The 24,615-nt window shown below is 68.9% G+C and carries 22 protein-coding genes; 15 read left to right on the forward strand and 7 right to left on the reverse strand.

Translation table 11 applies throughout. The annotated features are described in order from the left end of the window. Positions 1 to 83: 83 nt before the first annotated feature. A complete protein-coding gene (secA, locus tag B841_RS03550; RefSeq protein WP_020934117.1) occupies positions 84 to 2,645 on the forward strand; it encodes a preprotein translocase subunit SecA in 2,562 nt (853 codons plus the stop codon). Here secA and B841_RS03555 read toward each other — a convergent pair. Next, positions 2,642 to 3,007, reverse strand: a complete 366-nt coding sequence (locus B841_RS03555; RefSeq protein WP_020934118.1) for a hypothetical protein — start codon at positions 3,005 to 3,007, stop codon at positions 2,642 to 2,644. The genes secA and B841_RS03555 overlap by 4 nt on opposite strands. A 142-nt stretch (positions 3,008 to 3,149) precedes the next feature. Here B841_RS03555 and B841_RS03560 point away from each other — a divergent pair, with 142 nt between their 5' ends. Then, positions 3,150 to 3,551, forward strand: coding sequence for a hypothetical protein (locus tag B841_RS03560; RefSeq protein ID WP_020934119.1), 402 nt, complete (start codon positions 3,150 to 3,152; stop codon positions 3,549 to 3,551). A 1-nt stretch (position 3,552) separates the two neighbouring features. Next, complete coding sequence (locus tag B841_RS03565) at positions 3,553 to 4,059, forward strand: DUF6912 family protein (protein WP_020934120.1); 507 nt, start codon at positions 3,553 to 3,555, stop codon at positions 4,057 to 4,059. A gap of 74 nt (positions 4,060 to 4,133) precedes the next feature. On the opposite strand, the gene rsgA is transcribed toward B841_RS03565, so the two are convergent. Together rsgA and aroA are read right to left on the reverse strand one after the other, a co-directional pair. Beyond that, positions 4,134 to 5,138 carry a ribosome small subunit-dependent GTPase A gene (rsgA, locus tag B841_RS03570; protein ID WP_020934121.1) on the reverse strand — a complete coding sequence of 335 codons (1,005 nt, stop codon included), beginning with the start codon at positions 5,136 to 5,138 and terminating at the stop codon, positions 4,134 to 4,136. Beyond that, complete coding sequence (gene aroA / locus B841_RS03575) at positions 5,131 to 6,414, reverse strand: 3-phosphoshikimate 1-carboxyvinyltransferase (protein ID WP_020934122.1); 1,284 nt, start codon at positions 6,412 to 6,414, stop codon at positions 5,131 to 5,133. Before aroA ends, rsgA begins: the two co-directional genes overlap by 8 nt. A 10-nt stretch (positions 6,415 to 6,424) precedes the next feature. Between aroA and B841_RS03580 the strand changes: the two genes are divergently transcribed. From B841_RS03580 to B841_RS03590, 3 genes are read left to right on the forward strand one after another with little or no spacing between them, the layout of a single operon-like run. Then, complete coding sequence (locus B841_RS03580; RefSeq protein WP_041631730.1) at positions 6,425 to 7,120, forward strand: SOS response-associated peptidase; 696 nt, start codon at positions 6,425 to 6,427, stop codon at positions 7,118 to 7,120. Between the two features lie 60 nt (positions 7,121 to 7,180). Beyond that, entirely contained in the window at positions 7,181 to 7,819 is a 639-nt protein-coding gene (locus tag B841_RS03585; RefSeq protein WP_020934124.1) for a sigma-70 family RNA polymerase sigma factor, read from the forward strand. Between the two features lie 24 nt (positions 7,820 to 7,843). Next, on the forward strand, positions 7,844 to 8,125 hold the full coding sequence (locus B841_RS03590; RefSeq protein WP_020934125.1) for an anti-sigma factor, TIGR02949 family protein: 282 nt from the start codon (positions 7,844 to 7,846) through the stop codon (positions 8,123 to 8,125). 100 nt (positions 8,126 to 8,225) lie between these two features. On the opposite strand, the gene B841_RS14215 is transcribed toward B841_RS03590, so the two are convergent. Then, the gene (locus tag B841_RS14215) at positions 8,226 to 8,300 is read right to left on the reverse strand and encodes a 50S ribosomal protein bL37 (RefSeq protein WP_394284425.1); all 75 of its coding nucleotides are present in this window, start codon (positions 8,298 to 8,300) and stop codon (positions 8,226 to 8,228) included. Between the two features lie 117 nt (positions 8,301 to 8,417). Continuing rightward, positions 8,418 to 8,678 carry a WhiB family transcriptional regulator gene (locus tag B841_RS03595; protein WP_020934126.1) on the reverse strand — a complete coding sequence of 87 codons (261 nt, stop codon included), beginning with the start codon at positions 8,676 to 8,678 and terminating at the stop codon, positions 8,418 to 8,420. A 506-nt stretch (positions 8,679 to 9,184) separates the two neighbouring features. On the opposite strand from B841_RS03595, the gene B841_RS03600 reads away from it, so the two are divergent. Beyond that, on the forward strand, positions 9,185 to 9,658 hold the full coding sequence (locus B841_RS03600; RefSeq protein ID WP_156844690.1) for a hypothetical protein: 474 nt from the start codon (positions 9,185 to 9,187) through the stop codon (positions 9,656 to 9,658). Here the strand turns inward: B841_RS03600 and B841_RS03605 are convergent. Then, positions 9,655 to 10,896 carry an Rv3212 family protein gene (locus B841_RS03605; protein ID WP_020934128.1) on the reverse strand — a complete coding sequence of 414 codons (1,242 nt, stop codon included), beginning with the start codon at positions 10,894 to 10,896 and terminating at the stop codon, positions 9,655 to 9,657. The two genes, B841_RS03600 and B841_RS03605, sit on opposite strands and share 4 nt — an antisense overlap. Further along, a complete protein-coding gene (locus B841_RS03610) occupies positions 10,893 to 12,197 on the reverse strand; it encodes a DEAD/DEAH box helicase (protein WP_052337723.1) in 1,305 nt (434 codons plus the stop codon). Before B841_RS03610 ends, B841_RS03605 begins: the two co-directional genes overlap by 4 nt. 68 nt (positions 12,198 to 12,265) lie before the next feature. On the opposite strand from B841_RS03610, the gene B841_RS03615 reads away from it, so the two are divergent. The 8 genes from B841_RS03615 (at position 12,266) to B841_RS03650 (ending at position 24,615) form a co-directional block, all read left to right on the forward strand. Next, positions 12,266 to 12,496, forward strand: coding sequence for a DUF3107 domain-containing protein (locus B841_RS03615; protein WP_020934130.1), 231 nt, complete (start codon positions 12,266 to 12,268; stop codon positions 12,494 to 12,496). A gap of 126 nt (positions 12,497 to 12,622) precedes the next feature. Next, on the forward strand, positions 12,623 to 13,585 hold the full coding sequence (locus tag B841_RS03620) for a DUF3152 domain-containing protein (RefSeq protein ID WP_020934131.1): 963 nt from the start codon (positions 12,623 to 12,625) through the stop codon (positions 13,583 to 13,585). Next, the gene (locus B841_RS03625; RefSeq protein WP_020934132.1) at positions 13,582 to 14,355 is read left to right on the forward strand and encodes a hypothetical protein; all 774 of its coding nucleotides are present in this window, start codon (positions 13,582 to 13,584) and stop codon (positions 14,353 to 14,355) included. Before B841_RS03620 ends, B841_RS03625 begins: the two co-directional genes overlap by 4 nt. Before the next feature lie 2 nt (positions 14,356 to 14,357). Further along, positions 14,358 to 17,438, forward strand: a complete 3,081-nt coding sequence (locus B841_RS03630) for an ATP-dependent DNA helicase (RefSeq protein WP_020934133.1) — start codon at positions 14,358 to 14,360, stop codon at positions 17,436 to 17,438. After that, positions 17,431 to 20,685 carry an ATP-dependent helicase gene (locus B841_RS03635; RefSeq protein ID WP_020934134.1) on the forward strand — a complete coding sequence of 1,085 codons (3,255 nt, stop codon included), beginning with the start codon at positions 17,431 to 17,433 and terminating at the stop codon, positions 20,683 to 20,685. The genes B841_RS03630 and B841_RS03635 overlap by 8 nt, the downstream gene beginning before the upstream one ends. A gap of 56 nt (positions 20,686 to 20,741) precedes the next feature. Further along, entirely contained in the window at positions 20,742 to 21,824 is a 1,083-nt protein-coding gene (locus B841_RS03640; RefSeq protein ID WP_020934135.1) for a potassium channel family protein, read from the forward strand. Further along, the gene (locus tag B841_RS03645) at positions 21,821 to 22,567 is read left to right on the forward strand and encodes an NAD(+) diphosphatase (RefSeq protein ID WP_020934136.1); all 747 of its coding nucleotides are present in this window, start codon (positions 21,821 to 21,823) and stop codon (positions 22,565 to 22,567) included. The genes B841_RS03640 and B841_RS03645 overlap by 4 nt, the downstream gene beginning before the upstream one ends. A gap of 2 nt (positions 22,568 to 22,569) precedes the next feature. Next, the gene (locus B841_RS03650; protein ID WP_020934137.1) at positions 22,570 to 24,615 is read left to right on the forward strand and encodes an ATP-dependent DNA helicase UvrD2; all 2,046 of its coding nucleotides are present in this window, start codon (positions 22,570 to 22,572) and stop codon (positions 24,613 to 24,615) included.

Genomic DNA, 24,615 nt, shown 5'->3' on the forward strand with positions numbered 1-24,615 from the left:
GGTCAGACCCCGGAAAAATGGGGCGGGGGCGTACAATAGCCAGACGACCATCCATTCACCGACATGCCAAAGGACGATCGCACGTGTTCGGACTCTCCAAGCTTCTCCGCGTCGGCGAAGGCCGCACCGTCAAGCGCCTGGATAAATACGCTGACCAGGTCATCGCTCTCGAGGAGGACTACGCCGCACTGAGCGACGAAGAACTCAAGGCGAAGACCGGTGAGTTCCGCGACCGGCTGGCGGGTGGGGAAGAGCTCAACGACATCTTCCTGGAGGCCTTCGCCGTCGGCCGCGAAGCGTCCTGGCGCGTGTTGGGGCAGAAACACTATAAGGTGCAGCTCATGGGCGGCGCCGCCCTGCACTTCGGCAACGTCGCCGAGATGAAGACCGGTGAAGGCAAGACCCTGACGTCCGTGCTGCCGGCCTACCTCAACGCCCTGGGCGGCAAGAGCGTGCACATCGTCACGGTCAACGACTACCTGGCCAAGCGCGACGCCGAAATGATGGGTCGCGTGCACCGCTTCCTGGGCCTGGAGGTCGGCGTCATCCTCTCCGAACTGCGCCCCGCCGAACGCAAGAAGGCCTACGCCGCGGACATCACCTACGGCACCAACAACGAATTCGGCTTCGACTACCTGCGCGACAACATGACCCGCTCGTTAAACGACATCGTGCAGCGCGGCCACCACTTCGCCATCGTGGACGAGGTCGACTCCATCCTCATCGACGAGGCCCGCACCCCGCTGATCATCTCCGGCCCGGTGGACGGATCCTCCCAATTCTACAACGTCTTCGCCCAGCTGGCCCCGCGCCTGAAGGAAGACATCCACTACGAGGTGGACCACCGCAAGCGCACCGTCGGCGTGTCCGAGACCGGCGTCGCCTTCGTCGAGGACCAGCTCGGCATCGACAACCTCTACGCCCCGGAAAACTCCCAGCTGGTCAGCTACCTCAACAACGCCATCAAGGCCAAGGAGCTGTTCACTCGCGACAAGGACTACATCGTCCGCAGCGGCGAGGTGCAGATCGTCGACGGCTTCACCGGCCGCATCCTGGCCGGCCGCCGCTACAACGAGGGCATGCACCAGGCGATCGAGGCGAAGGAGGGCGTGGAGATCAAAAACGAGAACCAGACGCTGGCGAATGTCACGCTGCAGAACTACTTCCGCCTCTACGACAAACTCGCCGGCATGACCGGCACCGCCGAAACCGAGGCGGCCGAGCTGAACTCCATCTACGGCCTCGACGTCGTGCAGATCCCGACGAACCGGCCAAACCAGCGCGAAGACCACTCGGACGTGATCTACAAGACGCAGGAGGCCAAGTTCGCCGCCGTGGTCGACGACATCGCCGAGCACGTCGCCAACGGCCAGCCGGTGCTGGTGGGCACCACCTCCGTGGAGCGCTCCGAGTACCTCGCCCAGCTGCTGAAGCGCCGCGGCGTCGACCACAAGGTGCTCAACGCCAAGCAGCACGAGGAGGAGGGCCGCGTCATCGCTTCCGCCGGCCTGCCGGGCGCCGTCACCGTGGCCACCAACATGGCCGGCCGAGGCACGGACATCGTGCTCGGCGGCAACCCCGAAGTCCTCCTGGACCACCGCCTCAAGGAGCAGGGACTGGACCCCTTCGAGGACGAGGAACGCTACCAGGAGGCATGGGACGAGCAGCTGCCCAAGGCCAAGGAGCGTTCCCAGCGACTCGGCGACCAGGTCCGCGAAGCCGGCGGCCTGTACGTCCTGGGCACCGAGCGCCACGAATCCCGCCGCATCGACAACCAGCTCCGCGGCCGCTCCGGTCGCCAGGGCGACCCGGGCGAGACCCGCTTCTACCTGTCCATGCGCGACGACCTCATGGTGCGCTTCGTCGGCCAGTCCATGGAAAACATGATGAACCGCCTCGACATCCCCGACGACGTCCCGATCGAGTCGAAGATGGTCTCCAACTCCATCAAGGGCGCGCAGGCGCAGGTGGAGAACCAGAACTTCGAGATGCGCAAGAACGTGCTCAAGTACGACGAGGTGCTCAACGAACAGCGCAAGGTCGTCTACGGCGAACGCCTGGAAATCCTCAAGTCGGCGGACATCAAGCACAACATCCGCGCCATGATCGACCAGACGATCTCCGCCTACGTCGACGGCGCCACCTTCGAGGGCTACGTCGAGGACTGGGACCTGGATAAGCTGTGGAACGCCCTGGACACCCTCTACGGGCCGACGATCAGCTGGAAGGAGCTCGTCGACGGCTCCGACTACGGCGCCCCGGGCGAGCTCAGCGCAGCCCAGCTCAAGGACGCCCTGCTCACCGACGCCCACCGGGCCTACGACGAGCTCGAATCCGCGGTCTCCGCAGTCGGCGGCGACAAGCAGATGCGCAACGTCGAACGCCAGATCATCCTCCCGGTCATCGACACGAAGTGGCGCGAGCACCTCTACGAGATGGACTACCTCAAGGAAGGCATCGGCCTGCGCGCCATGGCGCAGCGCGACCCGCTGGTGGAATACCAGAAGGAGGGCGGCGACATGTTCAACGCCATGAACGACAGCGTCCGGGAAGAAACCATCCGCCAGCTGTTCTCCCTGCGCAAACAGTTCGCCGCGCAGGACACCAAGCCCACGGAAACCGGCGGCGCCGACGTGCAGGCCTAGAACACGCGGAAGGACTCCACCCGCCCGTCCTCCACCACGGCGGTGAAACCGAAGACCCGCCCCTGCGCCTCGCAGGTGCCGAACACCTCGCCGCCCACCGCCCGCAACGAACGCAGCGCGACCGGCCCGCGCGCCGGGGAGGAGCGCAGACGGGCGTTGATGCGGGAGCGCACCGCGTCCGAGAAAGTCCGCCGCGGCAACCGCTCGACCGGCCGCATACCGAAAGCCGCCTGCAGCGCCACGGTGACCAGTGGGGCCACTTCGGCGCGGGCGTCGTCGGGAAGTTCTTGCCGCCGGGGAGGCGGCGGAGAGGCGGGCGTGAGAATCTTGAGGTACGTCAGGCCTGGTACGGGTGACAACATGGCTGCTCCTTGTGGATGATGCTCTCTTAAAGGGGCAGACGCGTATCGGGTAGGTAGTATTGTGTCACGTTTGAAGCGCAGTCGCGGGGTGAACGTCCCCGCGTAGTCTGCGACACAGAAGCAACAGGGAAGAGGCAGGGTTATGCGAGGACTGATCGTCGATTACGCAGGGGTGCTGGACGTCCCCGAGGAGGACCAGGCGCGCTGGCGGAGCATCTTCGCCGCCGTCAAGGCCACGGGAGTGTCCACCGCCGTCCTGTCCGGTGAGGAAGGCGGCGAATCCGCCCGCGAGTGGGAGTATCGTGGCATCGTCGACGCCGTCATCATGAGCGAGGACGTCGGCCCCGAGCGCACCGAGGCCGCGGCCTTCGAGGACGTGGCCGCGGCGATGGAGCTGCCGTTGAACGAGTGCGTGCTCATCGACGACAACATCAACAACATCCGCACGGGCGTCGATGCGGGCATGGTCGCCATGCTGCACACCGTCTTCGACCGCACCTCCGTGGAGATCGCCAGCGTCTTCGATCTCGAGGGGGAGTTCTAGCTTGCGCGTCTACCTCCCGGCCACCTTCAGCATGCTCATGGACCTGAACGGGCAGTCCGTGGTCACCGCCCGCAGGGGGTGGGCGTTCGCCGTGACGCCGTCCCTGCGCGAGTTCTACACCTCTGGCGAGGAAGAGGAGTTGGAGGCCATCGCCTTCGACGACGCCGCCGAGGCGTCGATCCGGCTGCTCGCCGTCGGTGACCAGGAACGTTTCCCGCACCGCCGCGTGGTGATCTCCGCGGACGTCGAGGACTCCGCCGCGACGCTCACCCCGGACATGGGCGAATCCGTGGTCAAGCTGGACCCGGCGCAGATTGAGCTGCGCCGGGTCGCGGCCGTGCACGTCGACGTCGAAGAGTCGGAGGAGGCCACGGCGAAGGCGATCGAGGCGATCGACGCCTCCGACCTCGGTGACGAGGACGCGGAGCTGATCGTCGGTGACGCTCAAGACCATTACCTGGCCTTCTACCACCCGGACGAGCTGCCTTTTCTGATCGACCTGCTGTAGGTCGTCGCCGGCGGCGAAAAAGACGCGGATTCTGCACCTGCAGAATCCGCGTCTTCGTCATGTCTGGCGGCCGGTCACATCTCCCACTCGTTGTTGCTGCGCAACGCGGCCAGCAGCTTACGCACCGCGGCGGCCCGGCGGCCGGTGGCGGAGTCCGGGTCGAGCTGGTCCCAGGCGCACTCCGGGTCCGCCGGGGGACCGGCGTGGGAACAACCGCGGGGGCAGTCCTCGGCGGCCTCGGCGAGGTCGTCGAACACGCCCACGACGGTGTCGGCGTCGACATGTGCCAGCCCGAAGGAGCGGATGCCCGGGGTGTCGACGATCCAGCCGCCGTCCTCGCCGGGCAGCCGCAGCGCCACCGACTGGGTAGAGGTGTGGCGGCCCTTGCCCACCCCGGAGACGATGCCGGTCTCCCGGTTGGCGTCGGGGACCAGCCGGTTGACCAGGGTGGACTTGCCCACCCCAGAATGCCCGATCAGGGCGGTGACCTTGCCGGCGATCAGGTCGCGGACCTCGTCTACGGGATCGTCGACGCCGGCGATCACCACGGTGATGCCCAGGGCCGCGAATTCCTCGGCGAAGGGGGCGGGGTCAGTCAGATCCGACTTGGTCAGACACAGGATGGGGTGGATGCCGCCGACGAAGGCGGCGATCAGGGCGCGTTCGACGAAACCGGAACGCGGCGGGGGATCGGCCACGGCGGAGACGATGAGCAACTGGTCGGCGTTGGCCACCACGATGCGTTCATAGGGGTCGGTGTCGTCGGCCGTGCGGCGCAGGACGCTGGTGCGCTCGGCGAGCTTCACGATCCGCGCCAGCGTGCCTTCCGTGCCGGAGGTGTCGCCGACGACGCCCACCCGGTCGCCGACCTCGATGGCGGTGCGGCCCAGCTCCCGGGCACGCATGCACACCACCGCGTCCTCGCGCCCGTCCAAGACCACGCCCCAGCGGCCGCGGTCTTTGGTCACGACCATGCCGAATTCGGCGTCGTCGTGGCGGGGCCGGGTTTTCGTCCGCGGGCGCGAACCCCGGCCGGGCCGGACCCGGACGTCGGACTCGTCGTACTGTCGCCTAACCATCAATCATCTCTTTCCACATGTCCTCGAATCCGGGCAGCGTCTTGGCGGTGGTGCCCACGTCCTCGACCTTGACGCCCTCGGCGCGTAGGCCGACGATGGCGCCGGCGGTGGCCATGCGGTGGTCGGCGTAGGAGCGCCAGACGCCGCCGTGCAGGGTGGCGGGGCGGATGAGCAGGCCGTCGTCGAGTTCGGTGCAGTCGCCGCCGAGGCCGTTGATTTCGGCGGTGAGCGCCGCCAACCGGTCGGTTTCATGCCCGCGCAGGTGGGCGACGCCCGTCAGCCGGGATTCGGAGTCCGCCAGCGCCGCCAACGCGGCGACGGTGGGGGTCAGTTCGCCGACGTCCGACATGTCCAGCTCAATTCCACGCAGCGTGCCGCCGGCCGGGCCGGTCACCTGCAGGTCGTGGCCCTCATCGGTGGGCAGCAGCTCGACGGTGCAGCCCATCCGCTGCAGGATCGCGCGGATGGCGTCGCCCGGCTGGGTGGTCTCCGCCGGCCAGTCGGCGATGCGTACTCGGCCGCCAGTGACGGCCGCGGCGGCGAGGAAAGGGGTGGCGTTGGACAGGTCCGGCTCGATGCGCCAGGTGCGTCCCGCGATCGGACCGGGCGCCACGGTCCAGCTTTTCTCCCCGGCGGCGACCGTCACCCCGGCCTCGCGGAGCATGGCGACGGTCATGTCGATGTGCGGGGTGCTGGGCACCTTGTCGCCGGCGTGGCGCACAGTCAAGCCGTCGCGGAAGCGGGCGCCGGCCAGCAGCAGACCGGAGACGAACTGGGATGACCCGGAGGCGTCGACGTCGACGACGCCGCCGGCGATCTCACCGTCGCCGCGCACGGTGAACGGGAGGCGCTCGCCTTCGATCTCCGCGCCCAGGCTGCGCAGGGCGTCCAGGATCGTGGACATGGGGCGCACCCGTGCCTGCGGGTCGCCGTCGAAGACCGCTTCTCCGTCGGCCAGCGCCGCGACCGCGGGGACAAAGCGCATGACGGTGCCGGCCAGGCCGCACTCGACCCGCCCGCCGCGCAAGGTGTTCGGCTCGATCTCGACGGTGGTGTCGTCGATAAAGGTCACGCCCGTGCCCAGGGACTCGAGCGCCTTGGCCATCAGGTCCGTGTCGCGGGAGCGCAGGGCGCCCTCCAGCCGCGAGGGGCCGTCGGCGAGCGCGGCCAGAATGTAGGCGCGGTTGGTGATCGACTTCGAACCCGGGATGCGGTGATCGAAGTCGACGGGGCGGGAGACGGAGGGAGCGGGCCACAGATCGGTCATGAGGTCCATAATAGGTGCTATGTGCGGACGATTCGTATTGTTCACCACCGGCGAGGATTTATTGGAGGAGGTCGGGCGGCTGCCCGGGGTGCGCGAGGTGCACGCCCCCGACGGCACCCCCGGCTCCCGTTACAACCTGGCGCCGACGCAGATGGTCCCGGTGATCCGGGTGGCGGAGTCCATGGCGCAGGCCCGGTTGGACCCGGCCCGGTGGGGATTGTTGCCCGGGTGGAAGCGCGACGATTCCGGGCCGCCGCTGTTCAACGCCCGTGGCGAGACCGTGGCGCAGAAGCCCAGCTTCCGGGCGGCGTTCGCCCAGCGTCGCTGCCTGATCCCCGTGGACGGCTACTACGAGTGGCATCAGGAGCAGGGGCAGAAAAAGAAGACGCCCTATTACGTCAGCCTGGGTCAGGGGCGGATGCTCTGGGCGGCGGGCCTGTGGGACACGGGGTTGAATCAGTTGTCGACGACGATGGTGACCACGGATTCGGCGGGCCCCATCGCGTGGCTGCATCACCGGTTGCCGCGATTTTTGGGCCACGACGAGGTCGAGCAGTGGCTCACCGGCACCCCGGAACAGGCGGGGGAGCTGCTGTACCCCGCCCCGGAGCGGTTGCTGCAGGAGCTGCGGTGGCGGCCGGCGGACACGGCGGTGGGCAACGTGCGCAACGATCACCCCGGGTTGCTCGACGCCGCCGCCGACGGCCTCTTCTGACCGGGCCCCGGAACGCGGTGACCTACAATGAAACAGACTGATCTCCACCAGAAAGGCGTCATGGCTGACACTGATTCCGCTGCATCCCAGGAGCTGGCGGAACGCTTCGAAGACGAGGCGTTGCCGTTGCTGAACCAGCTGTACGGCGGTGCGCTGCGGATGACGCGCAACCCACCGGACGCGGAGGACCTCGTCCAAGAGACGTACCTCAAGGCGTACAAGGCCTTCCACTCCTTTAAGCAGGGGACGAACCTCAAGGCCTGGCTGTACCGGATCATGACGAACACCTACATCAACTCCTACCGCAAGAAACAGCGCCAACCGGCGCAGCAGCTGACGGAGGAGATCACGGACTACCAGCTCTACACCACCTCGTCGCACGATTCGACGGGGCTGGAGTCCGCGGAGGTCCTCGCCTTGGAAAACCTCCCCGACAGCGACATCGTCGACGCGCTCAACCAGTTGTCGGAGGACTACCGCCTGGTGGTGTATCTCGCCGACGTGGAGGGGCTGGCCTACAGGGAAATCGCCGAAGCCATGGGAACTCCGCTGGGCACGGTGATGAGCAGGCTGCACCGGGGAAGAAAACAGCTGCGCGGGTTGTTGAAGGAAGTGGCCCGGGAACAAGGCATCGGCCTGGATCATCCAGACATGGCTGACGACGGGTCGGCTGGGGCAACGAAGAAGAACAAGAAGTAGAGCGCGGAAAGGGTGAGCGGTCAGATGAACGCTGCAGGAGAGGCCGGGAAACCGCAGGAGCGGTGCGGCTGCGACGGTCGGCACGTCCATGAGGCGCTGTGCGCGCTGTTCGACGACGGGCAGCTGACGCCGGAGCGGGCGGAACAGATCCGGCAGGAATTCGCGGAATGTCCCTCCTGCAGCGGCCGGATGCAGTCGGAGGCGCTGATCCGGGAGCTGTTGCAGCGGTGCCGCTGCGAGGACCCGGCCCCGCAGGCTTTGTACCAGCGCATCACCGCGCAGATCCGTTTCACCGCCCGGGGTTGACGCCCCCTGGGTGCGCGCGTGCGGGCGTGGCCACGGAAAAGACTTCACCGCCTCCCAACAGACGTTGGGAGGCGGTGAAGTCTTTGTGAAGGCGGTTGAGTTAAGCGCAGGGACGCTTTCCGCGGTTTGCGCTCTTCTTACGACGGTCCTTGCGCTTACGGCCACGCTTGCTCATGTGGATCTCCTTGCGGATAGAGGGATAGGGTTGTCGTTTCAACCCTAGCGGGCGGGCTCGTGGGCGTGGAAATCATCGCCGCTTTCAGGTGCGACGCCGTTGCCCTAGGCGGTGTCTTTAAGCGGTGATGCGGGCGCGGCCGCGGCCGCGCTTGTTCGCGCGCTTGAGGGCGCGGCGCTCTTCCTCGCTCATGCCGCCCCAGACGCCGGCGTCCTGGCCGGTCTCCAGCGCCCACTTCAGGCAGGTGGAGGTGACGGGGCAGCGGTTGCAGACGAGCTTCGCCTTGGCGATCTGGCTCAGGGCCGGGCCGGAGTTACCGACGGGGAAGAACAGCTCCGGGTCTTCGTCGCGGCAGACTGCTTCGTTGCGCCAATCCATGATTGATGTTCTCCTTTAATTTCTGGACGTGAATGTGTCTCGATCGTGTACGGGCAAAGTGCGCACCGGTGAACGGAGGATCCGAGGATCTTCCGCGCAAAAGATAAGAACATGCGAAACGGGTGGGACAAGCAGATCGGGGATGCCCGCTCTCCGGTGCTCCGGTGGCGGGCGCCGTCGGCCCCATCCTCAGTTCACGCTATGTTTACCCCGCGGTGTCTCAGGGTTGGCGCCGAGTTTGTCGGCGCTTTGTTTTTGCTACCCGTGAATAATGACATGTTAATCGGGGGTTGGCTATAGGTAAGCGCGAAAATGTGGCGGGATTCACAAAATATCGAGAATTCAAACGAGGTCTCCATAGCCCCCGAAGGGTGTTTTGTGGGGGACATTTAACCGCGTTTACCACCGTAAACATGGTTCTACGGGCGTGAGTGTGAAGAATGTTCGTGGGTCAAATCACTATGGGCGGATTTTGCGGGGACCGGGGCACGATAGACTCATCTCCTGTGTCTGACGCATCTGCAAGTTCATCTACCGCCCGAGTGCCCGCCCCCACCATCCTCCGCATCGGCGCCTTCACCACCGTCCTGCAGTCGCTGGTGGCCTTCGCCGCCGCTTTCTGGCTGATTTACCGGGACCTCCAAACCCTCGGCGAGGACTCCCCCTCCCTGGAGTCGAGCGCCCCGGCCGCCGACTGGATCGGCACCGGCACCGCCGTGTTCATCTTCTTCGTCTTCGGCACCACCCTGGTCGGCGGCCTCAGCCTGTTGCGCGGTCGCCACTGGGGGCGCGGACCGATCGTCCTGCTCGAGTTCCTGCTCGTGTTCGTCGCCTTCTACATGTTCAGCGGCGGCGCGATCCTCGCCGGCGTCATCACCGCGATTTCCGTGGTGCTGGTGCTGGTCGGCATGTTCCACCGCTCGTCGGTGGAATGGTTCGCCACCAGTTACGGGCAGCGTCGCACAGCTCCGGGTGCTTAACGTAACCCGGTGACCGTGTCGTCGCGTTTTTCCACGATCGTGTCGCCCGCCAGCCCCAGGAAGACCGGGCCGGCGTACTCGCCGCGGTCCACGGGGATGACCCGCTGCACGGCCCCGGTGGACCCGTCCGCGACGGCGATCCCCTCCGCCGTGGGGTAGAGCAGCAGGTCCGCGACCGCCACGCCGGTGCCCACGGCGTCCTCGAAGACGTGGTCGATGAGCAACGTCTCCGGCGTCAGCAGGTAGAGCCGCTGCCCGTCGAACCAGCTCATGTGGTGCGGCAGGTCGGCGGTGGCGGGCATGAACGGCGTCGGCGGATCGGTGAGCGTCGGCGCCTGGGCCACAGCACGGCTGCCGTGCTCGGAGCCGCCCCCGGCCACGCTGAGCAGGCGGGCGGACCCGTTTTCCGCGTCGGGAAGATATACCGCGGCCCCGTCTTGGCCCACGGCCACCAGCCGGGCCCCCGGGTCCGCAAGACGCTGTTCGTGGGTGATCTCCGGGGCGCGGGCGTCCTCCGGCGTCGTCTCCTGGAAACGCAGCCAGCTCACGGACGGGTCGTCCGGGCACACTTCCGTGACCGCGAGGGCGTCCGTGCGCGTCAGCGCGGAGGTGATCGTGCAGTCCTCGTTCGGCTGCAGGTCCGGCTCCTGTTTCGCTTCCACCTCCCCGTATTCCACGGTGCGCACCATGTCGGAGCGCCACAGCTCCACCCGGTCCGCGCCGACGACGCCGACCCGGTCGTTGGAACTGACGGCCAGGGGTGACTCCGAGGCGATTGCGCTGCGGGTGCCGTCGTACTCGCCGGTGGTCGCGTCGAGGGAGACGGCGTCGCCGCAGCCCACGCCGGTGCGGTAGACCACGACGACGTCATCCCAGGCGGCGCCGAGCGAACAGAGTTCCTCCGGGCGGCCGTAGGACCAGATCTCCTCGCCGTCCGGCGTCCGCGCAGTGACGGTGTGCCCGTCGTTGGTGATCAGTGCCCCGTCGGCGACCACCGGGCCGGGGTGGCCGGGGACGGGGGCGTCGGCGAGCTCGAAGACCGGTGAGAGCGTGTCCGGGACCTGGGTGGGGGCCTCGACCGCGGGCTGGGCCTCGGCGGCGGGGGAGTGCTCCACGTCGCGGATGGGCGCGGTGAACCACGCCCCGCCCAAGGCGAGTGCGGCGACGGCGGTGACTGCGCCGACCCCGATCACATCCGCCCGGGTGCGCCGCAGCGGGCCTCGTGCGGCGTCGCTCATCGGCGGCGGCTCCGGGCGCCGCCGACCGCCTTCCGCGCGCGGCCGACGCGCTTGCCCGCAGACTCGGGGATGTCGAGTGCCTGATGCAGTTCGGGGGACGAGGAGAACCACTGCGGCGGCTCCGGCACATCTAGCCCGAGTTCGTCGTTGATGACCTTCCACTTGAGCAGCTCGTCGTAGCCGACGAGGGTCACGGCGATGCCCTGGTGCCCGGCGCGGCCGGTGCGTCCGATGCGGTGGACGTAGGTCATCGGGTCGTCGGGCGTCTGGTAGTTGATCACGTGGGTGACGTCGTCGACGTCGATGCCGCGGGCGGCCACGTCCGTGGCCACGAGGATCTCCACGGTGCCCTCCCGGAAGGCGGACAGGGATTTTTCGCGGGCGGGTTGGCCCATGTCGCCGTGCACGGCGCCGACGGAAAAGCCCAGTTCCGCGAGGTCGTCCGCGAGTTCTGCGGCGCTGCGTTTGGTGCGGGTGAACACGATGGTGCGCCCCCGGCCGCGGGCCTGCAGGATTTTGGACACGACCGCGGCCTTGTCCATCCGGTGGGACTGGAAGACGACTTGTTCGGTGCTGTCGTGCGTCGCGGATTCGCCCGGGTCCTCGGCGCGGATGTGGATCGGGCGGTCCATGAACGATCGGGCCAGCGTGAGGATCGGCCCCGGCATCGTCGCGGAGAACAGCAGGGTCTGGTGCTCATGGGTGAGGGCTTCGACGAGGGCTTCGATGTCCGGTAAAAAGCCCAGGTCCAGCATTTCGTCGGCCTCGTCGAGGACGAGCACGGCGACCCGGTCGAGCTGCAGGTGACCCTGTCGGTGCAGGTCCAGCAGGCGACCCGGGGTGCCGACGACCACGTCGACGCCTGCTTCCAGCGCCGCGATCTGTTCCTCGTAGGGGCGTCCGCCGTAAATGGTGGTCACCCGGATCGGCAGCCGCGTCGCCGCGGCCGCGAGGTCGTCGCCGACCTGCACCGCCAACTCGCGGGTGGGCGCGATGACCAATCCGCGCGGGGTGCCGTCGAGCTCTGCCACGTCGGCGGAGTCGAAGACCCGGTCCAGCAGCGGTACGCCGTAGCCGTAGGTTTTGCCCATGCCGGTGCGCGCCTGGCCGATGAGGTCTTTGCCGTCGAGGGCGAGCGGCAGGGTGAGCTCCTGGATGGCGAAGGTGTGGACGATGCCGATCTCGGCGAGCGCCTCGCAGATTTCCACGGCGACGCCGAGTTCTGCGAAAGTCGGGGACGGGGTGGGCTGCGCCGGCACAGTGTTCGCCGGTAGAGAACGAGGAGCTGACACGTTCTTCATCCTATCCCCACATCCCTATGATGGGGCACATACCTTCCATATACCCACGAGAAAAGGATTTCAGACACATGGACATCAAGATCGGTTTCACGGAAAGCCCGCGCGAGCTCATCATCAAACTGGAGGAGGCGGCCCGCGGGGACGCGGTCACCCGCATCAAGGACGCGCTGAAGGCCGACGAGGGCATCCTGGAACTGGACGACGCCAAGGGGCGCACCTACTTGATCAACGCCGAAGAGGTCGCTTACGTGGAGGTCGGCTCCGACGCCGCGCACCCGGTCGGCTTCATGGGCGCCTAAGCGTCCGGGCACTCGCCCACGGCCTCCCGGCGTGCGGCGCGGCGCCGGGTAACCTGAGGAACTATGTCGAGCACAGTTCCGGGTAATCGCGGGCCCCAGCGAGGGGAGAGGAAGAACGAGGCGTCGGTGCCTGAATCCGCCGTCGCCGTCTTCACCCGCGAGCACGGCTGGCGGGCCTACGCCATCCCGGTGCTCGCGGTGATCACCGTCTGGGTGTTGATCGACGTGCTCATGTCCCCGGCGGACGACGTCGAGGCCGGGGACGCCGCCACCGACACGGCGGTGGACGCGCCCGCCCGCGAGGTGGAGGAACCTCCGTTCGGCCCGGGGCCGGACCCGTCCCGTTCGGGGGGCGTGGCGGTCGCCCCCACCGAGTTGCCGCCCGGCGGCGCCTTCACACAGGCGGGGGAGGGCAGCTTCCGCACCGTCGGCGCGCCCGGCCTGGCGGTCGGCGCCGGCGAGGAAGTCGTGATCCGCTATGTGTTGGAGGTGGAAAACGGCGTCGACACCGCCAGCTACGGCGGCGACGACGCCTTCGCCTCGCTGGTTGACGCCACCCTGGCGGATCCGCGCGGCTGGATCCACGATCCCCGCTTCCGCTTCGAGCACGTCGCCCCCGGCGCGGACCCCAACCTGCGGATCCGGCTGGCCAGCGTGGACACCACGCACGAATTCTGCGGCAACGACCTGGAGATGGAAACCAGTTGCCGCACCACCGTCACCGGCGAAAACCTGGTGATGCTCAACGACTCCCGCTGGACGCGCGGGGCCGACACCTTCGAGGGCGACCTCGGTTCCTACCGCCAATACCTGATCAACCACGAGGTCGGTCACGCCCTCGGCTACCAGCGCCACGTGGCCTGTGGCGGAGAAGGGGCGTTGGCCCCGATCATGATGCAGCAGACGTTGAGCCTGAACAACAGTCAGCTCAACGACTTCAACCCGGAAGAGATTTACCCGGACGACGATGCGACCTGCCGGTACAACGCCTGGCCCTACCCGGAACTCGGCGACCTGCCGGGCGCCGCGGGCGGGCCGGCCGCACCGCCGGTGGACGCGCTCGTCGGCGGGGCAGAGGAGGCTCGATGAGCAATGAGGTCCCCGCACACGTCAGGACGGCGTTCGGCACCGGCTCCGACGAAGAGGTCGTGGAAACGCAACGGCTCGGCCCCGCCTGGGACAACGGCATCAAAGTCGGGCAACTGGTCTACGCCCGCGCCGGCGACCACGCCCACTGGTCCGCGACCGTGCGCGAGCGGCTCCACGTCGACGGGGCCCGGGTGGCCCGGCCGGTGCGCTCCAGCGACGGCCGCTTCCTCGTGGCGGGTTGGAAGGCCACCGTGTGGGCGCCGGGGGTGCTGTCGCGCCGGGTGGACGAGACCGCGGTGACGGCGCTGCGGCTCGAGGAGGCGCTGGCAGACGAGGCCGTCCCGCCGGTCAGCGACGACCGCGACGACGTGTTTGCGCGGGCGGAGCGGGCGGCGTGGGCGGAGGCCGACGAGCGGTTCGGCCCCGTGGACGGGCTGCGGCCGCAGACCGGGCATGCGGACCTGTTGGCCGGCACCGTGTACGAGGGTGCGGCGGTGCCGACGATCACGGATCTGGTGCCTTTCGCGGAGCAGCGCCCGCGGGGGTATTCCGCGGCGCTGGTGCTTGTCGACGGGCTGGTCTACTCCGCCGTGGACGTCGGCGTCTTCGACCGGTTCGCGCATGTGCCGCAGCTGCTGGAATTGGCGGTGCGGGCTGCGATGTACCGTCGCCATGTCACGGAGCTGCACCCGGCCGCGACGTCGATCACCCGTTCGAGCGTGGCGGAGGTGGAGGAGCTGCTGTTGTCGCGGGCGTCTGCGACAATCTAGGAATGGCCCACTCCAGTTCTGAACCGACTGCCCCGCTGCTCCCGCCGAATCCCGGCGTCCGCCTGGTTCCGCGCACCCGACACACGGCCGAGCGGACCTGGCCGGACGATCTGCCGACCCACGGCCGGTGGCGGATCACCGGTGACGCCGGGGCGGGGACGACCAGTTTCCTGGTGGACACCGTCCTGCAGAAGATCCGCTCGGGCGCGGACCCGGACGGCATCCTGGTCATCGCCGCCTCGAAGGAGGCGGGCAGCCGCCTGCGCGGCGAGATCGTCGACGGCCTGGTCTCTGACGGCGACGGTTACGCCGCCAACGCCCCGCTGGTGCGCTCCGTGCACTCCCTGGCGTTTGCGCTGCTGCGGGAGGCGCGGGAAGAAAACATCCGCCTGATCACCGGCGCCGAGCAGGACAACGTCATCCGCGAACTGCTCGCCGGCCAGGCCGCCGACCGGCGCGGCGGCTGGCCCGAAGAAGTGCGCCCCGCGCTGACCTTCGTGGGCTTTGCCCGCCAGCTGCGCGACCTGCTGCTGCGCGCCGCAGAACGCGGGCTGGCGCCGGAGGACCTGGAACGGCTGGGAGCGCAGCACAACCGCCCCATGTGGTCGGCGGCAGGGGCGTTCATGCGCGAATACGAACAGACCACCGCGCTGGCCGGCACCCACAGCTATTCAGCCTCCGAGTTGGTGGCCACCGTGCTGACAACCGACGTCACGCCGCGCTGGCACACCGTCATCGTCGACGACGCCCAACACCTGGACCCGGAGTCCGGGGAACTGATCCGTCGGATTCTGCCGGCCGGCTCTGACGGGCTGGCCGTGATCGCCGGCGACCCGGCGCAGTCCGTCTTCCGCTTCCGCGGCGCCAGCCCGAAGTTCTTCCAGTCGCTGCGCCCGGCGCCCGGACACGACGTGGACTTAGGCGCCAGCCGCCGCGCCCCGGCCCGCCGCGTCGCCGTCGTGGACGACAGCACCACCCACCGCGACCTGGTGGCCGACGCCGTGCGCCGCGCCCACCTGGAGGACGGGGATGACTGGCGCGACATCGCGGTCATTGTGCGTTCCACCGGCCAACTGGGCCCGGTGCGCCGCGCGCTGCTCGCCGCCGGAGTGCCGGTGCACCTGAACCCGACGGACGTGGTGCTGGCGGAGCAACACATCGTCGCGGCTCTCCTGCAGGGCGTGCGCGCCCTGACCGAGCGCCTCAGCAACACGGAGCTGGAACAGCTGGTCTTAGGACCCGTCGGCGGCGCCGACCCGGTCACCTTGCGCCGCCTGCTGCGCGGGCTCCGCCGCCACGACCCGGCGACCCGCGGCATCGAAACCTTAGGCGAACTGCTGGCGCCGGACGCCGAGCTGCCCGACTTCGGGGACGCGCTCACAGAACGCGAGACGCAGATCCTGCAGCGGCTGCGCACCGTGCTGGACGCCGGCCGCGCCGCCCTGCAGGCCCGTGCCACGGTGGAAGAGGTCCTGTGGGAGGTCTGGGCCGCGACCGGGCTGTCCGACCGGCTCATGGCCGCGGCGCTGCGCGGCGGCGCCACCGGCTCCCAGGCCGACCGCGACCTGGACGCGATGATGGCGCTGTTCGACGCCGCAGGCGACTTCGCGGAACGCCGCCCGAGCGCCTCCGTCGACTCCTTCGTGCTGCACATCGAGGAGCAGGAACTGCCCACGGGCGTGCGTGACCGACGCTCGGCGGCCCCGGACGCGGTGAGTCTGCTGACCGCCCACGGCGCCGTCGGCACGCAATTTGCCACCGTCGTCGTCGCCGGCGTACAGGAAGACACCTGGCCGAGCCTCGGGGAGACCGGCTCCCTGTTCGAGCAGGAAGACCTGCTGGACCTGCTGGACGAAGGCATCGACCCCGACGTGCCCGTCTCGCACGCCGCCGACCGCCTGGCGGAGGAACGACGCCTCTTCCACGTCGCCGTCACCCGCGCCACCCGCTTGCTGCTGGTCACCGCCGTCGAGGACATGGACGCGGGCGAACCGCTCGAGGCGTCGCGCTTCGTGAGCGAATTCGCGACCGCCCACGGACTCGAGGTCGAAAGCGGCGCCCACGTCACCAGCGCCGGGGAAGGCGCCGAGGCCCCGCGGGTGCGCATCCTGTCGCCCGCCTCGCTGATCGCCGAACTCCGCCGCGCCGTGACAGACCCGCAGGTGCGGGAGGACACCCGCCGACAGGCGGCCCGCCAGCTCGCCCGCCTCGCCGAGGAAGGCGTGCCCGGCGCGCACCCCTCGCAGTGGTGGACGACGACCACCGTCTCCACCGACGAGCCGCTGCCCGGCGCGGAGACGCTCTCCCCGTCGCGCATCGAAGGCCTGATGACCTGTCCGCTGCGGGAAGTGTTGGGCAAATTCGACGAAGACGCCGACACCCCGATCCACCTGACCCGCGGCACGCTGGCGCACGCGTACCTGGAGGCGTTGGGCAACGGCGTCGACCCGGAGTACGCGCGGCTGTTGACCCAAGGCGCCTTCGCCGAGATCCTCGATGAGCCGGAGTGGCGCGAACGCATGGAAAAGGACGCCTTCGCCCGGCTGCTGGAGCGCACTCACCAGTGGTTGATCTCCAGCCGCGACCGCTTCGAACAAGTCGGCGTCGAGGTCGACGTGCGGGTGCGCGTCACCGAGGACGTCGGCATCCGCGGGCGCATCGACCGGCTGGAGCAGGACTCCGACGGCGCGGTCTACGTCATCGACTTAAAGACCGGCAAGAGCGTGGTCACCGCCCAGCAGGCGGAGGACAACCCCCAGTTGGCGGCCTACCAGCTGGCCTTGTCGCGCGGTGTGCTGCGCGACGGCGCGGTCACCGACCCTGCACCGGGGGAGGAGCCGCTGTCGGTCGGCGGCGCGGCGCTGGTGTACCCGGCCAGCATCCATAAGGCGGGGGCGGCCACGCGCGAGCAAGCCGCGCGCACGCCCGAGGACAACGACGCCTTCGCCGACCGGCTGGGCCCGTTGGCCGCCGAGCTGCGCGGCGCTCAATTGACCGCTCGCCTCAACCAGCATTGCGACACCTGCCCCGTGCGCACCATCTGCCCTCTGCAGCCCGAAGGAAAGGACCTGACCCGTGGCTAACCCCGCCCAGACACCGAACATCTCCGCCCGGCTGCTGTCCCAGGTCCTGCACGGCGCCGACCGGCTGCCCACGACCCAGCAGGAGGACATCACCCAGGCGCAGACCGGGCCGCTGCTGGTCGTCGCCGGCGCCGGCGCCGGCAAGACCGAGACCATGGCCTCGCGCGTGGTGTGGATGGTGGCCAACGGCCTGGTCTCCCCGGACCAGGTCCTGGGCCTGACGTTCACCCGCAAGGCCGCCCAACAACTCGGCCAACGCATCCGCAGCCAATTCGCCACCCTGGCCGGCAGCCCGAAGATCCGCGACCTGGACCCGTCGGGGGAGTTGGCGACGACGCTGACCACCGTCCCGCCGAGCGTGTCCACCTACGACTCCTACGCGGGCCAGCTGATCCGGGAATACGGCCTGCTGGTGCCCGTCGAACCCGACGCCCGCCTGATCACCCAGGCGGAGCTGTTTTCCATCGCGCACCGCGTCGTCGTCGACTACCCCGGCCGGCTTAGCGCGGAACAGGGCGTGTCCACGGTGACCGACACCCTGTTGCAACTGGTCACGGAGATGGACAACGAACTGTTCACCGTCGAACAGGTCGCCGAAGAATCCCGCGGACACGCCGACCTGATCGAGACGCTGCCCAAGGCGCCGCGGCAAAGCGACGCGCTGAGCCAGAAAGTGCAGAAGTGGGTGGACGCCCAACGCCTACGGGTGGAGTACCTGCCGCTGGTGACCGCGTTGAAAAAAGAACTCAACCGGCTCGGCGTGGTCACCTTCAACGAACAGATGTCCGTCGCCGCGAAACTCGCCCGCGACCAACCGGCGGTGCGCGCCTCGCAGCGCAGCCGCTTCCGGGTGGTCATGCTCGACGAATACCAGGACACCTCGCACGCCCAGCGCGTCCTGCTCTCGCACCTGTTCGGCCGCCCCGAAGGAACGGACTGGGACGTCGACGAGTCCTTGACCGTCACCGCCGTCGGCGATCCCATGCAGGCCATCTACGGGTGGCGCGGGGCGACGGTGGAAAACCTCGAGGAATTCGTCAACGACTTCCCCGTCACCCAGGGACCTGCGCCGAAGAAACAGCTGACCACCTCCTGGCGCAACCCGGGCGGGGTCCTGTCCCTGGCCAACGCGGTCTCCGACGAAGTCTTCGGCGACGGAGAGCGGCCGGTGGAGAAACTCCAGCCGCGCGCCGGGGCCGGCGACGGGGAGATCGCCCTCGGGTTGTTCGCGGAGCAGGACGAGGAGATCGCGTTCGTCGCCGACCGCCTGGCCGAACAGTTCCGCGCCGCCCAGGAAGCGGGCGAGGCGTTCAGCGGGGCGGTGTTGGTGCGCAAGAACAAGCACTCCGCGCCCATGGCGGAGGCGCTCGCGGAACGTGGGATCCCGCATGAGATCGTCGGCCTGGGCGGGCTGCTGGAGGTCCCGGAGGTCGCGGATCTCGTGGCCCTGGCGACCATGCTCATCCGGCCCGGCGACAACCGCGCCGCCCTGCGGGTCCTGTCCAGCCCGCTGGTCGGCCTCGGCCTGGCGGATCTGGTGGCGCTGCACCGCCGCGCCCGCAACTTAGGTGGCGGCGTCGAGCGCGTCGAACTGCCCGACGACCCCACCGAGCGGCTCAAAACCCAATTGGCGGAAGTCACCGCCGACCCGCCGGACCAGGTCGTGGGCCTGGCCGACGCCGTCGCCGACTTAGGCGAGCGTTCCCGCTACTCGGCCGAGGGCCTGGCACGTCTGGAGCGGCTGTCCTCCGGCCTGCGCTACGTGCGCCAGTACAGCCTGGGCAAGTCGCTCAGCGACTTATTCGCCGACATCGAGCACACCTTCGGGGTGCGCACCGAAGCGCTCGCCCGTCCGGGGGCCACGGGCACGGTGCACCTGGATCAGCTCGCCGACACGGTGGCCGCCTACCACGGCGACACCCTCGGCGGACTGCTCGACTACTTCGCCCTGGCCCGCGAACACGAGGACGGGCTCAGCCCCGGGGAAGTGACGGTGCGCTCCGACCGGGTGCAGATCCTCACCGCCCACAAGGCCAAGGGACTGGAGTGGGACGTCGTCGCCGTGCTGCACGCCGACGACAAAACCTACCGGGCGCGGGCCAACACCTTCCTCACCAACGTCCACCGCCTGCCCGACGAGGACCTCCTGGAAGGGGCGGAGGAAGCGGTCGAGACCCGCCGGGACTTCGAAACCGCCGCCGACGCCTACATCCTCCGCGAGCGCGGCAGCGTCGCCGAGGAAAACGCCCGCCTGTTCTACGTGGCGATCACCCGCACCGAACGGGTGCTCATCGTCACCGCCACCGACGAGCCCTACGAACACTTCGCCCTGCTGGCCGCCGAAGCACCCGACGCCGTCGTCGCCTGGGACGACGGAAAGGCCGACCCGGAAGACGACGAGGCGGAAGACGCCGCCGACGCCCCGGAAGACGACCAACCGACCGCGCTGTTCCCCGACTTCACCGTCGACGCGGACACCGCCGCCGGCGCCGAGCTGGTCCACCAGGCGCTGGGGGAGCTGCCGCCGGCGCGCTCGGGCGAGACCCACGACTTCTGGGAACGCGAAGTCGACGCGCTCATCGAGGAACACCGCGCCCTGTCCGCCCCGGAGGTCGAAGTCGAGCTGCCCGGTGAACTCACCGCCACCGACCTGGTCTCCCTCAAAGCCGACCCGGTGCAATTCGCCCGCCGCCAACGCCGTCCCGTCCCCTTCAAACCGAACACCTACGCCAAGCGCGGCACCGCCTTCCACCAGTGGCTCGAAGACCGCTTCGGGGCCACGGCGCTGCTGGACGAGGAACAGCTGCCCGGCCTCGACGAAGAACCCGTCGACGCGCAACAACTGGAGGAACTCAAGGACGCGTTCCTCGGCAGCGAATGGGCCGACCGCACCCCCACCTACGTCGAGCAGCCCTTCGAGGTGCGCATCGGCGACGCCATCGTGCGCGGGCGCATGGACGCCGTCTTCCGCCGCCCCGACGGCACCTGGATCATCGTCGACTGGAAAACCGGCCGCCCGCCCCAGGGCGCGGCACTGCGCACCGCAGAAATCCAGCTCGCCGTCTACCGGGAAGCCTGGAGCGCGCTTCTCGACGACGCGGACGCCACCGTCGACGCCGCCTTCCACTACATCTCCACCGGGTTCACCCTCGCCCCCACGCGCCTGCCCGACGGCGAACAACTGCGCGAACTGCTCGAGTCCTCCACCACCGCGTCTGAGGCGGAGATCGAGGCCGAACACGACTAAACTCAAAGCTCCGCCAGGCGACGGACACCCCGCCGCACGTGACCCGAGGAGACCGCATGCGCAAGCGCATCCGCGAACGCTTCACAAGCGACGTGGAATTGAGCGAACTGCCCAACCACGCGCTCGTCGGCGTGATCACCATCCCCACCTCGGCCGCCACCAGCCCCTGGACGCTGATCACGCGGCGCTTCTTCTACGCGCTGCTGATCGTGCTGGGCGTGGCGCTGCTGGCCTACGTGGACAAAGACGGCTACACCGAGGAACTGACCTTCATCGACGCGCTGTACTACGCGACGGTGTCGGTCTCCACCACCGGCTACGGCGACATCGCCCCCGTCACGCAAACGGCTCGGCTGGTCAACACCCTCGTGATCACCCCCGCGCGGCTGGCGTTCCTGATCCTGCTGGTCGGCACCACCCTGAGCATCCTGACCGAAAATTCCCGTAAAACCCTGCAGATCCAGCGATGGAGGAAAACCGTGCGCAACCACACCATCATCATCGGCTACGGCACCAAAGGCCGCTCCGCGGTGGCCGCGCTGCTGGCCGACGACGTCCCCGCCTCCCAGATCGTCGTCATCGACCACAACGCCACCTCGCTGAACAAAGCGGAGCAACAGGGGCTGGTCACGGTGCACGGCTCCGGCACCAAAGCCGACGTCCTCAAGATCGCCGGCGCCAGCCGCGCCCGTTCCATCGTGGTGGCCCCCGACACCGACGACACCGCGGTGCTGGTGACCCTGTCCGCCCGCGAGCTGGCGCCCGACGCGCTGATCGTCGCCAGCGTGCGAGAATCCGAAAACCAGCACCTGCTCGAACAATCCGGCGCGGACTCGGTGGTGATCTCCTCGGAAACCGCCGGCCGGCTGCTCGGCCTGGCCACCGTCACCCCCACCGTCGTGGAGATGATGGAAGATCTGCTCAGCCCCGACGAAGGCTTCTCCATCGCGGAACGCGCCGTCCGGGAGGACGAAGTGGGGGCCAAGCCCCGGCACCTGGCGGACCTGGTGCTCGGCGTGGTGCGCGCCGGGCGCCTGCACCGCATCGATTCGGAGGAGGCGGGCACCGTGAAGCAGGGCGACCGGTTGCTCTACATCGGCCGCGGACCCGGCGACCTGCCGGAGGTCAAGCGCACATGACCACGGTCCTTCCCGTCGCGGCCGACGGCCACGTCATCGCCGCCCCGGACGGGCGCCCCGCCGCCGTTCCGGCTGATTGGCTCCCCGGCGCCGGGCGAACCTCGGTGCGCATCGACGTTGACCTCACCGCCGTCCGGGTCAGCGCCGGGGAGCTGGCGTACGTGGCCGAGCAGGCGGGAGGCGACGTCGTCGACTGGCACCTATTCGCCGGGGACCGGGTCGTGGCCAAGGCGGTGGCGCTGCTGCGCAACCGCGACCGGGTGCGCTTCGACCCCGCCGACGGCGCGGAACTGGCCTACGACGCGGACGGCGTCGTCGCCCGCGGCGGCGCCACCCACAAACTCTTCCCGCGCATCGACCCGGCCGTCATCGGCCTGGTCACTCTGGCGGGCGAGGAGAAGATCCTGCTGGGACGCAACCGGCGCCGCCGGTATTTCTCCCTCGTCGCCGGCTACGTAGACTCCGGGGAGAACCTCGAAGAGGCCTTCGCCCGGGAAGTCCTGGAAGAAACCGGCCGCAGAATCCGCGACCTCGCCTACTGGGGCAGCCAGCCCTGGCCGGTCACCGGGTCGCTGATGATGGCGTTCACCGCCGTCACCGACGACTACGACGCCGTGGCCGCCACCGACGGGGAACTCGCCGAGATCCGCTGGGCGGACCGCCACGACCTGGACCGGTTGCCGATCGCCCGGCCCGGCTCCATCGCCAACCGACTGATCAACGAGTGGAGAGACAGACACTAACCGTGCTCGACCTGACTGACCTTGACCCCGACCAGCTCGTGGCCGCCACCGCGCCCCGCGGGCCCGTCTGCATCCTCGCCGGCGCCGGCACCGGCAAAACCCGCACCATCACCTACCGCATCGCGCACCTGATTGAATCCGGTTTCGTCGCCCCGCAACGCGTGCTCGCCGTGACGTTCACCTCCCGGGCCGCCGGGGAGATGCGCGACCGGTTGACCTCCATGGGGGTCGGGGGAGTGCAGGCGCGCACCTTCCACTCCGCCGCCATGCGCCAGCTGGCCTACTTCTGGCCTCAGGTCGCGGGCGACCTGCCCTGGCGGCTGCTGGACAATAAATTCCCGCTGGTCGGCCGGGCCGCCCGCGGCGTCGGCGTCGAATCCTCCCGCGAAAACGTCCGCGACCTGCTCGGCGAGATCGAATGGGCGAAGGCCTCGCTGGTCACCCCGGACGCCTACGCCGACAAGATCGCGGGCCTCGGACGCACCCCGCCCTTCGAACCCGCCAAAGTCGCCGAGGTCTACCGCCGCTACGAACACTCCAAGGCCAGCGACCAGGGCATGCTGCTGGACTTCGACGACCTGCTGCTGCACGTCGCCGGCGCCCTGGAGAACTCCCCGGCCGTCGCCGAACAATTCCGCGACCAGTACCGCAGCTTCGTCGTCGACGAGTACCAGGACGTCACCCCGCTGCAACAGCGCGTGCTTGAGGCCTGGCTCGGCGACCGCGACGACCTGACGGTCGTGGGCGACGCCAACCAGACGATCTACTCCTTCACCGGCGCCACCCCGGAATACCTGCTGAACTTCTCGCGCACCTACGACAACGCCACCGTCGTCAAGCTGCAGCGCGACTACCGTTCCACCCCGCAGGTCACCGACCTGGCCAACACCGTCATCGGCAAAGCCACCGGCCGGGTCGCCGGCACCCGCCTCGAGCTGCAGGGCATGCGCGATCCCGGCCCCGAGCCGGAATTCCACGCCTACGACGACGAGCCCTCCGAGGCACGCGAGGTCGCCGGAAAAATCCTCACGCTGCTCAACGAGGGCGTGCCCGCCCGCGAAATCGCGGTGCTCTACCGCATCAACGCCCAGTCGCAGGCCTTCGAGCAGGCGCTCGCCGACGCTGGCGTCGTCTACCAGGTCCGTGGCGGCGACACTTTCTTCGACCGCCCGGAAATCCGCCAGGCCATCGACCAGCTCAAGCGCGCCACCCGCCGCACCGACCTGCCGGACGACCCCGTCGTCATCGCCAAAGCAGCCTTCGGGCCCCTCGGCCTGACCGACAAGGAACCCGAAGGCGCACAAGCCCGCGAGCGCTGGCAGTCACTGAATGCGCTGGTCGAACTCATCGAGGAAATCGTCCGCGCCGCCCCCGGCACCGACTTGGCGGGCGTGCTGGGCTCCCTGCAGCGCCGCGCCCAAGCCAAACAACCGCCCGTCATGGACGGCGTCACCTTGGCTTCCCTGCACGCGGCCAAGGGCCTGGAGTGGGACGTCGTGTTCCTCGTCGGACTCTTCGAGAACATGCTGCCGATCTCTCACGCCGTCAAGGCCGGCGAGCATCAGATCGAAGAGGAACGCCGTCTGTTTTACGTCGGCGTCACCCGCGCCCGCGAACACCTCTACTGCTCCTGGGCGCTGGCCCGGCAGGAAGGCGGGCAGAAGAAACGCAAACGCACCCGCTTTCTCGACGGCATCGTCCCCGAGCTCGAGTCCGAGGCGGCCGCCGAACGCGCCCGCCGCACCACCCGCTGCCACATCTGCCGGCACCCGCTGACCACGCCCACCGAAAAAGCCCTCGGCCGCCATGAAACCTGTCCGACCGACGCCGACGAGGAGGTCTTCGAGGCCCTGCGCGCCTGGCGCTCCGCGGTCTCACGCGAAGAGGAGGTCCCCGCCTACATCGTCTTCAACGACGCCACCCTCATGGCCGTGGCCGAAGCGCTGCCCGGCGACGAACGCGACCTGCTGTCGATCTCCGGCATCGGCCCCCGCAAGGTCGAACGCTACGGCGAGGGACTCTTGGAGGTCGTGGCCCAATTCCGGTGA

The sequence above is a fragment of the Corynebacterium maris DSM 45190 genome (assembly GCF_000442645.1).
Lineage (GTDB): Bacteria > Actinomycetota > Actinomycetes > Mycobacteriales > Mycobacteriaceae > Corynebacterium > Corynebacterium maris.

Excerpts from the sequence above, each read along its gene's own strand:
- B841_RS03585 (WP_020934124.1), top strand. The coding sequence starts at position 7,181 with ATGGCTGACACTGATTCCGCTGCATCCCAGGAGCTGGCGGAACGCTTC.
- rsgA (WP_020934121.1), bottom strand. The coding sequence starts at position 5,138 with ATGGTTAGGCGACAGTACGACGAGTCCGACGTCCGGGTCCGGCCCGGC.
- B841_RS03605 (WP_020934128.1), bottom strand. The coding sequence starts at position 10,896 with ATGAGCGACGCCGCACGAGGCCCGCTGCGGCGCACCCGGGCGGATGTG.
- B841_RS03640 (WP_020934135.1), top strand. The coding sequence starts at position 20,742 with ATGCGCAAGCGCATCCGCGAACGCTTCACAAGCGACGTGGAATTGAGC.
- aroA (WP_020934122.1), bottom strand. The coding sequence starts at position 6,414 with ATGGACCTCATGACCGATCTGTGGCCCGCTCCCTCCGTCTCCCGCCCC.
- B841_RS03560 (WP_020934119.1), top strand. The coding sequence starts at position 3,150 with ATGCGAGGACTGATCGTCGATTACGCAGGGGTGCTGGACGTCCCCGAG.
- B841_RS03630 (WP_020934133.1), top strand. The coding sequence starts at position 14,358 with ATGGCCCACTCCAGTTCTGAACCGACTGCCCCGCTGCTCCCGCCGAAT.
- B841_RS03590 (WP_020934125.1), top strand. The coding sequence starts at position 7,844 with ATGAACGCTGCAGGAGAGGCCGGGAAACCGCAGGAGCGGTGCGGCTGC.
- B841_RS03580 (WP_041631730.1), top strand. The coding sequence starts at position 6,425 with ATGTGCGGACGATTCGTATTGTTCACCACCGGCGAGGATTTATTGGAG.
- B841_RS03615 (WP_020934130.1), top strand. The coding sequence starts at position 12,266 with ATGGACATCAAGATCGGTTTCACGGAAAGCCCGCGCGAGCTCATCATC.
- B841_RS03610 (WP_052337723.1), bottom strand. The coding sequence starts at position 12,197 with ATGAAGAACGTGTCAGCTCCTCGTTCTCTACCGGCGAACACTGTGCCG.
- B841_RS03625 (WP_020934132.1), top strand. The coding sequence starts at position 13,582 with ATGAGCAATGAGGTCCCCGCACACGTCAGGACGGCGTTCGGCACCGGC.
- B841_RS03595 (WP_020934126.1), bottom strand. The coding sequence starts at position 8,678 with ATGGATTGGCGCAACGAAGCAGTCTGCCGCGACGAAGACCCGGAGCTG.
- B841_RS03555 (WP_020934118.1), bottom strand. The coding sequence starts at position 3,007 with ATGTTGTCACCCGTACCAGGCCTGACGTACCTCAAGATTCTCACGCCC.
- B841_RS03645 (WP_020934136.1), top strand. The coding sequence starts at position 21,821 with ATGACCACGGTCCTTCCCGTCGCGGCCGACGGCCACGTCATCGCCGCC.